Here is a 15,471-nt window from a genome sequence, read left to right as displayed (position 1 = left end):
AGGAAATGCTTATGGAAACTATTTTTACTGAGAACTGGGAACAGCGTTTGGAAATGCAGTTCCTGAAAAATGGCAGGTGCAGAAAACGTGCCTATATATGCTCACCACTCAGCGCAGAAAAAGATGTTGATTTTCTCCGCAATATGCATTCGGCAAGGGCGTATATGTATTACGCCTTTGAAAAAATGGAGATGTACGCCAGGGCGCCGCATGCTTATCTGCCAATGCTTTTGTGCGACAGGATTCCGTCAGAGAGAGACCTGGCTCTTAACTTTGGGCTTTCCCTTTTGGAAAACAGTGAGATTATCCTCATTTGTGGAAACCGTCTCAGCAGCGGGATGAAGGGAGAGATTGCATATGCTGCCTGGTTCCAGATGCCTATGGTGGTTTTTGATGAAGGTCTTTATCCTGAAGTGCAGAAGGAGATTATGGAACATGGAGGTAATCAACAATGTGTGCAGCTTGACCGTGAAAACTATGTCATGGGATTTTCCACGCCGGTAACGTATCTTGAAAATGCAGCGATGCTCAAATGAATGCGCTGCGGTTCATAAACAGCTCCTGAAGTGCGGCAATGCTGCCTTTGGGAGTTTTTTATGCACAATATTCCGCAGAAAGGAGTAAAGAATTTGTTATGCCAATTTGAGAAAATGATTTATCCGCCGAATCCGGCGCAAGCAGATCCGGGTAGCTACATGATTGCCCTGTACCGCCCTTGTGAGAAAATCAAGGATGCATCGGGGCAGGTTCTTACGCAGGTAAAGGCAGTTGGATACTGCCTGCCGGTTGCAGACCACTTGCGTTATGAGATGCAGGGACACTGGAGCAGGCATCAGAACCACGGGCTTCAGTTTGAGGTTGAAAGCTATGACGAGGTACTAATCCCATCCAAGGAAGGGATTATTGCTTACCTGTCGTCCGGTAAAATCAAAGGCATTGGCCCGAAGGTTGCCGAACGCATTTATAGGGCTTTTGGCCTCCGTACACTGGATGTGCTGGATAAAGAGCCGGAAAGGCTGCTGTCCATACCCGGTATCGGTGAAGACAAACTGAGAAAAATATGTGATTCGTATCTTGAGAACAGGGGCGCACGCGATGTGGTTGCTTTCCTTGCGCCGCATGGCATCACGCCAAACCGTGCAGTGAAGCTGTATAAGAAATATGGAAACCAGGCGATGGAGATTGTCAAAAACCATCCGTACCAACTTTGCGAGATGACCGGTATTGGCTTTAAAACAGCGGATAAAATTGCCATGAACATGGGCGTTAATCTGCTGTCAACTGAACGTGTGGATGAAGGGCTGCTGTTTACATTGGTGGATGCAGAAAGCAAAGGCCATCTGTGTATGGAGAAGCATCCGTTTATAAAAGCGTGTCTGAAAATCCTGAATACGCCACAGCTCACAGAGGAAATGGCTGCAAACCGCGCCGCAAGGCTTGTATACAGCGGCCAGCTGGTGTCATACAGGGGGAATGTTTACCGGGCAAAAAATGCATATGCAGAAACACAGCTTGCAGAACAGCTTTGCCAGCAGATGAGGACAGGGAAAAAGAATATCTGTACGAATCTGGATGATGAGTTGGATGAAGAGGAGCGGCTGATGGGCCTGAAACTGGCTCCAGAACAGCGCGATGCAGTAAAAATGGCGCTGACACAAGGGCTGTCCGTAATTACCGGAGGTCCCGGCACAGGCAAAACCCTGATACAGAAAGCAATTCTGGACATTTACCGGCGCCAGTATCCGAGGGCTGCAATCTGCTGCAGCGCTCCTACAGGACGGGCAGCCAGGAGGATGGAGCAGCAGGCAGGCTGCACAGCCTCGACGGTTCATAAAGCGCTTGGGCTGGTTGCAGATGAAGACGGCAGCTATGGGGAACCGGAAATCATAGAAGCGGATTTGATCTTAGTAGATGAGGTTTCCATGCTGGATATTTATCTGGCAGGCTTTCTGTTTGGGGCGATTGAGTATGGGAAACGGATTGTCCTGATTGGCGATGCGGACCAGCTGCCCTCAGTCGGGCCTGGGGCGGTACTTAGTGAAATCATTGCAAGCGGCCGCATTCCTGTCGTCAGGCTGGATAAAGTGTTCCGGCAGGATTCCGGAAGCCGTATCGCAACGAATGCAAAAAAGATTCGCCATGGGGATACGTCATTGGAATACGGGGATGATTTTCAATTCATCCCATCCCCCAATATGCAGGTATCGGCTGAGAAAATAGCAGAGCTTTATCTGCAGGAAACAAAAAAGTATGGCATTGACAACGTAGCTCTGCTTACGCCGTACCGCCAAAAAACGGAAACCGGGGCGAATGCCCTGAATGAAAGATTGCGGGAACTGGTGAACCCAGGTGGTTTGGGAAAGCCGGAAATTATCCGCGGCAAACGTATTTTTCGTTGTGGGGATAAGGTCATGCAGATAAAAAACAAGGATGACGTCAACAACGGCGATATTGGGTATATCCGAAATATCTCCGGCAGTGGCGAAGACACAACCGTACAGGTGGATTTTGGCGATGGACGGATGAAGGAGTATGAACCGGCAGAACTGGATATGTTGGATTTTGGCTATGCATTTACTGTCCATAAATCGCAGGGTTCCGAATATAAGTCCGTTATCATCAACCTGCAGTGCGCACATTACAATATGCTGACAAGGCCGCTTATCTATACGGCAATCACCAGGGGAAAAGAACGTGTGGCTATCGTCGGGGAAAAACGTGCGCTTTGTATTGCCATCAAGAAAACTGATACTGAGAAACGAGGCACCTGCCTGGCTCAACGGCTGCAGGAGCTGATCTGACAAAGAAACACCGAAAAAGTGTCCCTTTATACCGAAAGAATATGGGCAATATCAAAGAAAGGAGCTAACAATGGCTACAATTTTAGACAAATACCGTGAGAAGCAATCCATCATCCAGTCCCAGATTTCCGAGAACAGCCTTCCGCCGGAAGAGCTGCTCCAGATGCAGGAACTGAATTACCGGGTCTGTGTCCTGGAGACGTTCCAGGCATTCTGCAAATCAGCCCCAATTACCATGGACACCCGTGTCATGGGGTACCACTTTCAGCTTGTGGACGCCTATGTGCGCTTCATACTGACAGAGAGAAGGTTCGGGCTGAAAACAGATGCGGAGGGGAAAAAGAAACAGGAGACAGCGCTTACATCTTTTGAAAGCGTTGTCCAGGATGGGAGGAAGCGTTTCTCCAGCTTTGCTGCTGGTACGCAGGAGCAGTATAAATCCTGTATCAGCCAGTATATCAATACGATCCTGCCTGTTTGGATGCAGTATCGGAACACTTACAATAATATCAATCTATAAGGAGGCTTTGTTATGAGTCAGAATAACTCGAATGATAAGGCGGCAATGCACGCCATGATTGAAAAAATCAATGAGGTGTCAGGGTTTGACCCGGCTCCGTTTGCGGTGGACTATACGGATTTGAATACAGGAGAGACCCGGAAACGTCTCCCTGTCATGATTCAGATGGCGTGGTTTCGGATGAAGTACCCGGAAGGGAAAATAGCGGTTCAGGTTACTCCTGCAAAGGATTGCTTTGTGGCTACCGCCAGGGTATACCCCAAGTACAGCGATCCTGCGGAAGCCTATCTTGCGGAAGCAACGGCATCCAGGGGCTATCTTGCAGACAAGCCCTCCGTGTCCCCAAGGGAATGGGCACAGACGGCTGCGGTCGGGATAGCGCTCCGCAATGCCGGCTTTGGACTGCAGTTTGCCATGGCAGGCGAAGAATTTGAGGAGAATGCGCCCGATGAACTGGGTATGGCAGAAAATGGCGCAGAGAATCAAACGCCGCAGTCCTCCAGACCGAACCAGACGCAGCCGCCTCATCCCAAAGAGGAGGAATACACGGCGATGCCTACGCCTCCCAAGGAGCTGACGCAGGAGGAAAAGCTACAGCAGGCTATGGCAAAGCCCTGCCCGATTACAAAGTTCAGTGGTAAAACGCTCGGTGAGGTATTGCCGCTGGATCCTGGGGCAGTCACATGGGTTGCCACAAAATTCAAGGGCGATGAAGAAATCAGCGCGGCAGCGCGGTTTATCTGCGAATATGCAGCGCAGCAGGCTACTGCCTAATATAATATCACAGATATGGGGATGGCATCCTGCCATCCCCGGAAACCTGCAAGGGATACCTCTATGGCCAGAGTCTGGTCTGCACTACGTTCCGGTCGTTGCTAAACAAGCGCCACTGGCGCTTAGCAACCCAGCGTAAGCGAGGGCATTCGGCCGAGGTTAAGGAAAGGAGGACGTATGGAGATATTTCACATGTGGGATATTGTTTCGCTGCTTGGATTGCCTGTGCCGACAGCAGGCAGAAGCTCGTATTACATACAATGCCCCTGCTGTGACGAAAATCCGAGAGAAAAGCATCTAAATATCAATCTGAAAAAAGAAGTGTTTCGCTGTCCGAGATGTGGGATATCCGGAGGTATTTTTGATTTATATGCACTTTACACAGGAGCGTCGCGGGATAAGGTCAGAAAAGAACTGGTCGAACGGATTGGACCTCCAGAGCTTATGGTCCGTCCGAAGAAGAACATTGTGGAAAAGCAGAAAGAAGAATGCCCGCTTGCTGACATTGAATCGCGGAACAGCGTCTATACGGCGCTTCTTGATAAGCTGTCATTGGCGGCAGACCACAAAGAAAACCTTATGAACCGCGGACTGACGGAACAGGATGTTGAACTTCTGGAATATAAAACGACGCCAGTTGTAGGTATGTCAGCGATTGCAAAACAGCTGCAGTCGGATGGCCTGCACCTTGCTGGTGTTCCAGGCTTTTACAGGGACAAAAGTGGAGCGTGGACATTTATCCATGAGAAAAGGGGTATTCTGATTCCAGTCAGAGACCGGATAGGAAGGATTCAAGGCTTGCAGATACGAAGGGATAATGTCAGCAGACGGAAATTCCGCTGGGTATCCAGCACGGAAATGGAGGATGGATGCAGGGCGGAAGGCTGGACGCACCTTGCAGGAGCGTTACAGTCCACGATGCTGCTGACGGAAGGACCGATGAAAGCGGATGTGATTCATGCATTGACAGGGATGACAGTATTGGCAGTACCAGGCGTAAATTCTCTGACACAGCTGCAGATGACGCTTGAGGATTTAAGAAATGAAGGATTGTTGGAAATCAAGACAGCTTTTGATATGGATTTTGCAACAAATCATCATGTGCAGAACGGGTATAACAGCTTACTGCAGCTTCTTGGAAATATGGGTTTTACATTTGGAACTTATCTGTGGGATCCGCGTTATAAAGGACTTGATGACTACATTTGGGAATGCTGCCTTCAAAGGCAGACACAGTAACGAAAAGAGGGCGGGGCTTTGTTGGCTTCGTTCTTTTTTTATGGAGAATTTGCGTATGAATCAGAATAGGAATTTTGGATAAAATAACACGTATAGAAGTTAGCTAATTTCTTGACTGATTAGGGAAAAATAAATATAATAATATTAGGGAAAAGAAAGAACAAACAATATATTGGCATAGGAAGATATTTGTATAAAAGGAAGGTGAAGCATTATGATGACAGCAACAGCAACAGAAGTACAGAATAATTTTGGAAAATACTTGCAGATGGCACAAGCCGGCGGGGAGGTTATTGTTGTAAAGAATGGAAAAGAGGTTGCCCGCCTGGTTTCCTATGATAGAAGCGTTTCTTTCCTCACGGATTCACTTACCGGAGTGCTGAAAGGGGATTATGACGAGAAACAGATCAGAATGGAGCGTATGGGCAAATATGAAAATACTGATTGATACAAACATTATTCTTGACGTTTTGTGCAAACGGGACGATTTTTACAAGGATTCTGCTATGGTTTGGAAGCTTTGTGAGGTCAAAAAGATTACTGGTGTAGTGTCTGCCTTGTCGATTCCCAATATCATATATATTATGCGAAAGGAATTGGATGCAGAAAGGACGAAGGAGATTTTGAACAGTATTTCCCTGATTTTTACGATTGCCGACCTAAAGGCGGATGATTTGAAAAAAGCAGCCAGCATGAAATTTAAGGATTATGAGGATGCGGTTCAGAGCGCCTGCGCTTCCCACATCAGGGCGGAATATATTATAACCAGAAACATCAGGGATTTCAGAGAGAGCAAAGTAGCCGCCATAAAGCCGGCAGAGTTTTTGGAAAGGATATGACTTTTATTGATTTCAAGAGGACGAGGCGTTAAGCTTCGTTCTTTTTTGCATTTCTTTTTTATAATGCGTATTTCAGTTGTAAATGCGTATATTAAACAGTGTAATGATTATATAGCTTATGGGAATCTGCAAAGCAGATTTCCATAAAAGGCGCAAATGCGCCGTCCATCTAATGACAGGGTTCGCGAAGCGGTTCCTGGAATATAGCATATCTGATTATGGAGAACTGCTTTTTTCCATAAGTATAGAAAATATTTGAAATATAGGAGGTTTCATTATGTTGGTATCCATTGATCATGGCAATTATGCCATAAAGACACCGAACGACTCGTTTGTCTCCGGCCTTTCCGAGCATGCGGCCAGGCCGCCCATGGCAGAAGAGATATTGGAGTATGATGGGAAATTCTGGACATTGAGCGGGCAGAGGCTGAGCTATATGAGGGACAAGACCTGTGATGACCGTTACTTTATCCTCTCTTTATTTGCAATAGCAAAGGAAATGGAGCGGACCGGGCGTTATTCTCCGTTGGAACAGATCCAGTTAGCAGTTGGGCTTCCTCCCGAACATTATGGTATACTGAAAGATAAGTTTGCCAGTTATTTTAAACGTGGAATGATTCAATTTGCATATAAGGACAAGCCTTATGCAGTGCTGATTAACCGTGTCATGGTATTCCCGCAGGCGTATGCTGCCGTAGTGCCACAGAGCAGCCTGGTAGTCCATACGCTCCGTATTTTTATTATTGACGTAGGGGGTTACACGACAGATGTGCTGCTCCTTCAGAACGGGAAACCGGATCTCCAGTTTTGCCGTTCTCTTGAGACGGGCATTATTACGATGAATAATGAGATTATCCGTAAGGTTGGAGCTTTGCATGATATGCTGATTAGCGATGAACATATCACGGCCGTACTGCGTGGGGAAAACAGTGTTATTCTGCCGGATGATGTTAAAACGGCAATCTATGAAGCGGCAAAGCAGCATGCAAACGATATTCTAAACCGCCTTCGTGAACTACAGGTAGACCTGCGTGCAAATCCCGCCGTGTTTATCGGAGGGGGAAGCATCCTGCTCCGCCCGTTTTTTGAGGCTTCACGTCTGGTGGCAAAAGCAGATTTCGTGGAATCTCCCAATGCGAATGCCATTGGATATGAAATGCTGGCAAGGAAACAGCTCGCCCTTCGTCCTACCGTATAATGGGCGGAGGGATGCATAGTGAAAAAAGATGGAAAATATCGTTTTACCCTTCAGTTTGGGGCTGATTCAGAGGAACAGATTCGGGTAGGGGAATTTCTGGAAAGCCTGGGCAACAAAAAAAGCGCCGTTATGGTGGACGTGCTGAATAAGTATCTTTTGTCCCATCCGGAATTGCAGAAGGGAAACTGCAAAATAGAAGTGAAAGTGACATCCGGTTATAATCAGGACAGGATGGAACAGATCATACGGCAGATTGTAGAAGAACGGATTGCCCGGTTGCAGCCAGGCGGAATCCCGGCAGACATCCCACAGGATGAAATATCAGAAACAATGGAAGACGATATAGCACAGATGCTTGACAATCTTGATCTGTTTCAGTAATAGGATAAGTGGACCTGCTAAAGCTATGGCAGGTCCATACGCTTTATAAATATAAAAAGTCCATAAATACCATATAAATTCCACTTATAGTGCGTGTGATGGAATGGTGGATTCTTCAATTCCAGTATAAGCTACTGTAAAATAAGAATATAAGGAGAAGATGGAACAGTGGACTACATAACTTTAGGAAAAAATGTAAGGAAGTATCGTTTGATATTTGGATTCAGTCAGGAAGAATTGGCAGGTAAATGTGATTGCAGCAACAGCCACATCGGCCAGATAGAGAATGCCCGCGGCATTCCCAGTCTGGATATGGTGGTGAGGATTGCAAACTCACTGTCTGTAACGGTGGACCAGCTGCTCAAGGAATCCTACTCTAATCCGGAAGTGGTGTATCTGCGGGAACTTGCAGAACGCATTGAGAAATATCCGGTTGCAAGACGGATTCAGGCCTGTGAAGCTTTAATGGCTTATCTTGATTCGCTTGAGAAGTTCAGCCAGTAATTGAATACAGATGCTTAAGCCTTACAGGAACAGATAAGATATGACTCATTTATGCGGATAAGACCGATAGATTTATTCGGTTGATTATTCATGCTTAAGAACGGCTATGCCACACGAAAGTGCGGTATGGTCGTTTTTTGCTTGCCTAAATCAAAATTAGACTTTTATGGAAAGTCTTGTAGATTTCAGGTAAAGGAACACAGAACACGAACCAGGCATGCCATCATGGTATGTCTGGTTCCCTGCTGTGGTGGCGTGCCCCAACGAAAAGGAGGTACACGATGGACCATCAGCAGGAATACGATGATGTATTAAGGGCGAGGTTTACAAAATGGCTGGATACCGTTATTTACAGAGCTAAGCTCAAATATCTGCGGAAGACGGAAACGAAGCTTGATACAGTTTCGCTTGAGGAACTGCCAGAGCGCATTCTCCCTGTTTATGAGGATGATTTAAGACAGATTGATTCAATGGATGCGTTTGCTTTTGAAGAGGAGCGGCTTGCTGACGCTTTTGCAAATCTTCCAATTAAGCGGCAGCGGATACTTACTATGCTGTTTGTGGAGGAAAGGAAACCGGAAGAGATTGCAAAGGAATTAAATTGTTCCCCGCAGCATGTATATGACCAGAGGTATCACGCATTAAAGAAACTGCGAACAGAACTGATGGAGGAAGGTGATGGCAGATGAACCCCGAAGAATTTGGTAAGATATTAGAAGAGGCTACGCTGGGCAGTCATCAAGCATTGGAGAGGATTTTTGAGTTATATGACCCGCTTATCAGCAAGCATTGCCGGATAGACGGCAAGATAGATGAGGATCTGAAACAGTACATACTGATACATATTGCCCTCAATATTTCAAAATTTGATATTTAGGCCTTGGCGGTTCTGGATTTTTCAGAGCCGCTAAATTTTTTTTGGTGAGATTCGAGAAGTACGGAATCAAATGGCTTTTTATAAGTGAAGGCATCCCCAGCCAAACGCACATTGACAATTACATAGTCCATCCCGGTACATTCCCTGATGAAGAGCGGCTATCCGTCTGCCTGGCAAGCAGAACCACGAGCACTGATATATGGATGGCTTCCATATAACGCTATGATCTGTCAGGGGCATAATGAGACTTCCGTAATTCGCGGCCCGGCTACAATGAAAGCGGGGAGATGAAATTTCTATGGACCTGTTCGCTGCAGGCGCCGGGAGGACGTTAAATGATACTGATTCTGCCTTGTGAATAGGAGTGGATTAAATTGGTAATAATGAAAACAGAAACAGAAGCATCCTTTGGGTATCCCGTGGTGACCAAAGGAAAGGACAAGGAAATACCCTTTGGGTATACCTTGATGTCCAAAGAAAAGGACAAAAAGAGGAAACACCCTTCGGGTATACCTTGATGTCCCCAAAAGAAAGGACAATAATAAGGAAAGGAGTTTTCTATGGAATATGCAACTGCAAAAACAGTGGACCGCTCCCAGTTAAAAGATATACGGGATGTTGTAATAGACACCTCAAAATCCTGTGAAGAACGTATTCAAGGTTTTATAAAGCAGATTGGAAATCCGTATTGTTATATGGATGACGGAGTTGTAGTGGAAATTGGATACGCAAATACAGGGGTAAGTTTACAGGAACGGTTGGTAGCCTATGCGAGCAGCATAGATCAGGATTTTGGGAATTTGCGGTAACTGGTGCAATCCTATTGACAAGGTATGAAAAGTCAGACATAATATGGAATATCAGCTGCGGGAGCAACTGATATTCCAACGAGGAAAAATACGCAGTATTTTTTCGAGTATCTCAAAGTAGGAGCATACGGTCAATGAGATGGCCCGGTCAGCCATCTGGGATAACCGCCAGAAACAAATGTCCTGAAAGAATTTTAGGAGGTTTGTTATGGCAGTTAGAAAGAAACAGGTTCCAGACCTGGAAGAATATAGGGCAATGGCATACTATCGTCTGTCTAAAGATGACAAAAATGAGGACAGGGGCAGGGATAGTGACGGTGAAATCAGTGACAGTATTCTGAACCAGCGCAAACTGGTTCACGCGTATCTTAAGAATCATCCCAATATTACACTTATTGATGAAGCATATGATGATGGTTATTCCGGAACGAATTATGATCGTCCCGGTTTTCGTTCTGTCCTTGAAAAAGTTCAGTCCGGAAGCATTAACTGTGTGATTGTAAAAGATTTATCAAGGCTTGGAAGAGAGTATATTGAAACGGGAAAATATCTTGAAATGATATTCCCGTCTTTTGGTATACGTTTTATTGCCATTAACGATGATGTTGACAGTGAACACAGTACAGCGGGGGATGATATTATCATTCCTATTAAAAATATAATGAATGAGTCCTATTGCCGCGAATTATCCAAGAAGCTGCGGAACCAGTTTCGGATTCAGCGTGGTAATGGAGAGTTTTTAGGTGCCTTTGCGAGCTATGGGTACTGCAAATCCCCTGATGATAAGCATAAGCTTATCGTTGATGAGTATGCAGCCGAAGTCGTGCGGGGCATTTTTTCTATGAAAATCAAAGGGCACAGTCAGTCTGTAATAGCAGATTTTCTGGATCATGAGCAAATATTGCCGCCATCAGAGTATAAAAAGAGCCTTGGCATGAAATATAAGACCGGTTTTCAGGCTTCCTCACAGTCAAAATGGAGTGTTGTTACAATCAACAGGATATTAACAAACCCGATCTATATTGGCACGCTTGTGCAGGGCAAACGTGGCACACCGAATTATAAAATCAAAAAGATGAAGGTGCGCAGCGAGGATGACTGGGTGGTAGTTGAGAACAACCATCCGGCAATTATTGATCCACTCATGTTTTCTACTGTGCAGAAGATGATGGAGCGTGATACCAGAAGGCCGCCGAAAAAGGATACCCTTCTGCCGTTGGCCGGAATATTGTTTTGCCCAGACTGCGGGCGCACTTTGCAGCGCAGAACCGTAACGAGGGGAAAGCGGAAACACTATTATTATGTATGTGCAACTTACAAAGACGGGAAAGGCTGCAGCAGCCACAGCTTTGAGCAGAAAAAGCTGGAAGAAACGGTTTTACATGCTGTATCCAACCAGATACAGATGGTTGTAGAATTAAACCAGCTGGTTCAGGATATTGGGTTAAACAATATTGACCAGATCCGACAGGGACGCATTGATGTTATGATTGTAAAAAAAGAACAGGATCTGGACAGGGATAAGGAATTCCGTATGAAGCTGTATGAAGCGCTGAATGAAGATTTGATTGACAGGGATGAGTATAACAAAATGCGGATGAAGTATTCAAAGCAGATTGAAGACACGGAGAAAGCAATCCGTAAGCTCCAGCTTCAACGGGAAGAAATTTCATCCGGCAGCAGTGCAGACAATAATTGGATTATGCAGTTCATAAAATTTAAAGGGATTTCCGAGCTGACCCGTGAGGTAGTTGTAACATTGGTGGACCGTATCTATGTATATGAAGATAAACGTATCCGTATTGAATTTAATTACCGGAATGAAATCGCTGCATATCAGGAGATTTTTCAGGAAAGAGCAAAGGAGGTAGTCTAAATGGCACGAAAGAGCAGAGTGAACAGATTAAAAGAAGCTGCTCCTGAGGAGGAAATATTGATACTTGCCGGTGAATATGGACGTCTTTCCGTAGAGGATGGAGACGATATAGAGCAAAATTCCATCGGTAATCAGCAGAAAATCACCCTGCATTATTTAGAAGAGCATCCGGAAATAAAACTGGTAGATACCTATTATGATAATGGTTATACAGGAATGAATTATGAACGTCCGGGATTTATCCGGATGTTTAAGGACTTGAAGAGCGGCCGGATAAACTGTGTGATTGTAAAGGATATTTCCAGACTGGGCCGGCATTTTGTAATGACAAGCGAATTTGTAGAGCGGACATTCCCTGAAATGGGTGTCAGACTCATTTGTATTAACGATTCTTACGACAGCATGGATGGGAACGCAGACGCCTCTGCATTAACCATGCCTTTAAAAATGGTCATGAACGATTATTATGTAAAGGATATCTCCAATAAAATACGTTCCAGCATATCGGCAAAAATGACAGGGGGCGAATTTATTCCAGCTGCAGGCAGCATTCCATATGGGTATGTCAGGAATGCAGAATTTACTACCTACGACATTGATCCGGAACCTGCGGAAGTAGTGAAAAAAATTTATCAGTTAAGAGCCAGCGGTGAAAGCTTTAACGCAATTGCCCGTATATTAAATGAAAAAAATATCCCTTCGCCGGGGAAACTCAGGCTGCTTCGGGGCATCACCAAGGCTAAAAAGTATGAAAATGCTCTTTGGATTCGAGGGACGATCCGTAAAATCTGCTCCGACCAGGTCTATATAGGAAACCGGATTCATGGAAAAGTAAAGAGGGATAAAGTCGGTCTGGAGAAAAAGCGACGGAACGAAGAAGAGTGGCAGGTGATTGAAAATGCCCATCCGGCAATTATTTCTGTTCCATTATATGAGAAGGTCCAGCAGATAAATAAGGAAGAACTGCAGCGCAGGGGCAAGTTTGAGCATAGAGCAGAATGCGGTAATGATTACCGGGATTTATTCCGCGGTATGGTGTTTTGTGCAGAGTGCCAAAGCCCTATGGGCGCAGGAAAAGGATGTGCCAGGCCGAATGCCAAGACGCCAAGCCGCATATTTTACGATTGCAACGGATACAGATATTCTGCCCATACGCAATGCAGCAGCCATTATGTGAGGCAGGAGACATTAATGCAGGCGGTGACTGACACCTTAAACCAACAGATCCAGGTAGCCGTAGATGTAGAACAGCTTGCCGACAGGCTGAAACGTATGCCGAAGGTTGTTTGTTATCAGAATGATGCAGAAAACCATTATGCAAGCGTTTCTGCAAAGCGTAAGAATGTGGAAGCTAAAATGGAACAGCTTCTGATAGAACTTACACAGAAGGTCATTGACCGCAGGGAATATGATTATATGAAAAAGCAGTATGCAAAGAAATATGAAGAGCTTTTGCAGGAGGAAACGAAAGCCTTATCTGACATACGAGCGAAAGACGCTGCCCTTAGCGTTACAGAAAAATGGCTGGATGCTATCAAAAAATATCAGAAGATTCCAAGTATTGAACGTGGGCTTCTGGAATTATTGGTAGCCCGGATTGAAATATCAGAAGACAGGACAATTAAGATTATCCTTAATTACGAGGATCCATACCAGCCAATTTTGGAGTTTCTTCAAAGAATAGAGGTGGTAAAGGATGTCAGCTGAGAAACAGGATTTCTATTATCTGCGGCTTTCAAAGGAAGATGGGGATATAGAGGAAGGTTCTGCAGAAGAAAGCTGCAGCATCACTTCCCAAAGAGACTGCATTAAAAGGTATTTGCAGGAACACTGTTTTCAGGCAGATGAGTTTGAGGAAATTGCAGATGATGGGTACTCCGGAACCAGTATGAACCGGCCTGGAATGAGACGGCTGCTGAATCTTGTGGAAAACAGCAAGGTACGGACAATTATCGTTCGCGATCTTTCCAGATTTGCCCGGAATTACCTGGAGGCAGGCCATTATCTTGAATTTGTATTCCCGGCTTATGGCGTGCGGTTCATTTCCATCAACGATCAGTTTGACAGTGAACAGCTTGGCGAAAATACTGCCGGACTGGAATTGGCAATAAAAAACCTGCTGAACCAGATGTACAGCAAGGATATCTCGCGGAAAATTAAGAGTTCTGTGGATTTAAAAAAGCTGAGCGGGGAATATGTTTACGGGACGGCGCCCTACGGATACAAAAAGGGTGAGAAAAAGAATACGATTGTGATAGATAAAGAAGCGGCCGAGATTGTGAAATCTATTTTTGAATGGGCGGCAGCCGGAATTACGATTACCCAGATTGCCCGGAAACTCAACGAAGCACAGGTGGTGACGCCTTCTGTCTATCTGGCATCGGTAAGGGGAAAATACAAGACACGGGCGGTATGGACCTTTGAATCAGTCCGAAACATTTTAGCCAACCGTATTTATACCGGGGACACAGTGCCCTTTAAATCCCATGTGGTTCGTGTGGGCAGCGACAGAGTGAAGCAGATTCCGGAAGAACTCCAGCAGGTGATTCCGAATACCCATGAGGCGGTCATCTCCCGTGAGCTTTTCTACCAGGCCCGAACCGTGATAAAATCAAAGAAAAAATCCAAAGCCTCACCACGTCCCAATCCATTCAAATCTTTATTGGTATGTGGCTGCTGTGGAAATCGTTTATCGAAAAGCAAACCGCAGAACAAGAACTGGATATGTGTAACACATAGATATAATCCCGGATCAGACTGTGAGAAGGTCAGGTTCCGTGAAGATAAGCTGACAGAGATAGTCCTTCGTGCAATCAATGTCCGCTGTAAACTGCTGGATGCAAAAATAAAAAAGATGAAGGAGGTGAGCCACTCGGCAAAATCCCATGAGCAGATCCTTCAGACAGAATGCAGGACGCTGCGCAAACAGATCGACGGATTACAGGCTTTAAAGATGCAGCACTATGAATCTTATGTAGAAGGCCAGCTGAGCAAAGAAAATTTCCTAATAAAAAAACGGGAAATTTCGACAAAAGAAGAAGATTTAAAAATCCAGCTCAGTGTGGCAGAACACAAACAGATGGAGCAGGCTGAAAAGATCAAAGCCAGCGCCACGCAAATGGAAACCAGCAAAAAAATAATAGAGTACCAGGAGATTACAGAGCTGACGCCTCAGCTGATGAAAGAGCTGGTAAAAAAGATTATCATACGTCCGGACGGCTCTATTCATATAGAATGGAACTTCTGTGATGAAATAGGAGAGGTGATTCCATTTCACAGCAACTTGGCCCTGGAAGAAAAAACCATATGAAAAATTAGAAAAAATGTTGTCCTTTACTTGACACACTCATGAGCGGTTCGCCGATCCTCCAGGACGGAAAGCTTGTGGGCGCGGTGACCCACGTATTTGTCAATGATCCGACAAAAGGTTACGGCATCTTCGCAGAAACCATGGTCCGTGAGGCGCAGTAAATCCTGTGTTTCACGGCGGTGGGCGCAGGCGCGTAACGACAGGAACAGACGGCCGAAGAAGCCCGTTTTCAGCAGGATATCCGTTTATAAAAATCGGCAGCTTCCGGCAGAAAGCGTGAAAAACTGACAATTCTTCGACATTACATGTCGAATCATCACGGTAAAATATCCTTGATTCTGTA

17 protein-coding genes and 1 pseudogene are annotated in these 15,471 nt (G+C 45.4%); 17 read left to right on the top strand and 1 reads right to left on the bottom strand.

What is annotated here, in order from left to right; translation table 11 throughout:
• The first annotated feature begins 11 nt into the window (after positions 1–11).
• The 12 genes from EBB54_RS09745 to EBB54_RS09690 all read left to right on the top strand — a co-directional run bounded on the left by EBB54_RS09745 (position 12) and on the right by EBB54_RS09690 (position 9,133).
• Entirely contained in the window at positions 12–536 is a 525-nt protein-coding gene (locus EBB54_RS09745) for a DUF7768 domain-containing protein (RefSeq protein WP_125127277.1), read from the top strand.
• A 114-nt stretch (positions 537–650) separates the two neighbouring features.
• Entirely contained in the window at positions 651–2,801 is a 2,151-nt protein-coding gene (recD2, locus tag EBB54_RS09740; RefSeq protein ID WP_205128752.1) for an SF1B family DNA helicase RecD2, read from the top strand.
• Positions 2,802–2,871: 70 nt separating this feature from the next.
• Positions 2,872–3,321, top strand: a complete 450-nt coding sequence (locus EBB54_RS09735) for a hypothetical protein (RefSeq protein ID WP_125127275.1) — start codon at positions 2,872–2,874, stop codon at positions 3,319–3,321.
• 12 nt (positions 3,322–3,333) lie between these two features.
• Positions 3,334–4,095: a hypothetical protein gene (locus tag EBB54_RS09730; RefSeq protein ID WP_125127274.1), complete on the top strand. Its 762-nt coding sequence runs from the start codon at positions 3,334–3,336 to the stop codon at positions 4,093–4,095.
• 177 nt (positions 4,096–4,272) lie between these two features.
• Positions 4,273–5,334, top strand: a complete 1,062-nt coding sequence (locus tag EBB54_RS09725; RefSeq protein ID WP_125127273.1) for a DUF3854 domain-containing protein — start codon at positions 4,273–4,275, stop codon at positions 5,332–5,334.
• Between the two features lie 214 nt (positions 5,335–5,548).
• Complete coding sequence (locus tag EBB54_RS09720; protein WP_016216641.1) at positions 5,549–5,782, top strand: type II toxin-antitoxin system Phd/YefM family antitoxin; 234 nt, start codon at positions 5,549–5,551, stop codon at positions 5,780–5,782.
• Entirely contained in the window at positions 5,766–6,173 is a 408-nt protein-coding gene (locus EBB54_RS09715; RefSeq protein ID WP_125127272.1) for a PIN domain-containing protein, read from the top strand. The genes EBB54_RS09720 and EBB54_RS09715 overlap by 17 nt, the downstream gene beginning before the upstream one ends.
• 277 nt (positions 6,174–6,450) lie before the next feature.
• A complete protein-coding gene (locus EBB54_RS09710) occupies positions 6,451–7,371 on the top strand; it encodes a ParM/StbA family protein (RefSeq protein WP_125127271.1) in 921 nt (306 codons plus the stop codon).
• An 18-nt stretch (positions 7,372–7,389) separates the two neighbouring features.
• On the top strand, positions 7,390–7,752 hold the full coding sequence (locus EBB54_RS09705) for a hypothetical protein (protein ID WP_125127270.1): 363 nt from the start codon (positions 7,390–7,392) through the stop codon (positions 7,750–7,752).
• Positions 7,753–7,920: 168 nt separating this feature from the next.
• On the top strand, positions 7,921–8,256 hold the full coding sequence (locus EBB54_RS09700; protein ID WP_125127269.1) for a helix-turn-helix domain-containing protein: 336 nt from the start codon (positions 7,921–7,923) through the stop codon (positions 8,254–8,256).
• 281 nt (positions 8,257–8,537) lie between these two features.
• Positions 8,538–8,945, top strand: coding sequence for a sigma-70 family RNA polymerase sigma factor (locus tag EBB54_RS09695; RefSeq protein ID WP_162307115.1), 408 nt, complete (start codon positions 8,538–8,540; stop codon positions 8,943–8,945).
• Positions 8,942–9,133, top strand: a complete 192-nt coding sequence (locus tag EBB54_RS09690; protein WP_125127267.1) for a helix-turn-helix domain-containing protein — start codon at positions 8,942–8,944, stop codon at positions 9,131–9,133. Before EBB54_RS09695 ends, EBB54_RS09690 begins: the two co-directional genes overlap by 4 nt.
• Here EBB54_RS09690 and EBB54_RS31580 read toward each other — a convergent pair.
• A complete protein-coding gene (locus EBB54_RS31580; protein WP_279229963.1) occupies positions 9,130–9,264 on the bottom strand; it encodes a hypothetical protein in 135 nt (44 codons plus the stop codon). The two genes, EBB54_RS09690 and EBB54_RS31580, sit on opposite strands and share 4 nt — an antisense overlap.
• A 429-nt stretch (positions 9,265–9,693) precedes the next feature.
• Between EBB54_RS31580 and EBB54_RS09685 the strand changes: the two genes are divergently transcribed.
• From EBB54_RS09685 to EBB54_RS09665, 5 genes and pseudogenes are all read left to right on the top strand, one after another.
• A complete protein-coding gene (locus tag EBB54_RS09685) occupies positions 9,694–9,942 on the top strand; it encodes a DUF6870 family protein (RefSeq protein ID WP_016216633.1) in 249 nt (82 codons plus the stop codon).
• 208 nt (positions 9,943–10,150) lie between these two features.
• Positions 10,151–11,818 (top strand): recombinase family protein, encoded by a 1,668-nt coding sequence (locus tag EBB54_RS09680; protein WP_125127266.1) that lies wholly within the window; start codon positions 10,151–10,153, stop codon positions 11,816–11,818.
• Positions 11,819–13,525, top strand: coding sequence for a recombinase family protein (locus tag EBB54_RS09675; RefSeq protein ID WP_125127265.1), 1,707 nt, complete (start codon positions 11,819–11,821; stop codon positions 13,523–13,525). It abuts the gene before it with no gap.
• Positions 13,515–15,128 carry a recombinase family protein gene (locus tag EBB54_RS09670; RefSeq protein ID WP_125127264.1) on the top strand — a complete coding sequence of 538 codons (1,614 nt, stop codon included), beginning with the start codon at positions 13,515–13,517 and terminating at the stop codon, positions 15,126–15,128. The genes EBB54_RS09675 and EBB54_RS09670 overlap by 11 nt, the downstream gene beginning before the upstream one ends.
• Positions 15,129–15,166: 38 nt before the next feature.
• A pseudogene (locus tag EBB54_RS09665) lies at positions 15,167–15,289 on the top strand (SpoIVB peptidase S55 domain-containing protein); the annotation flags it as partial.
• Between the last annotated feature and the right edge of the window lie 182 nt (positions 15,290–15,471).

Origin of the sequence: Schaedlerella arabinosiphila (assembly GCF_003885045.1) — a bacterium.
Classification (GTDB): Bacteria; Bacillota; Clostridia; order Lachnospirales; family Lachnospiraceae; genus Schaedlerella; species Schaedlerella arabinosiphila.
Note: the sequence above shows the minus strand (reverse complement) of the source record. Positions and strands in the feature narration are given on the sequence as shown.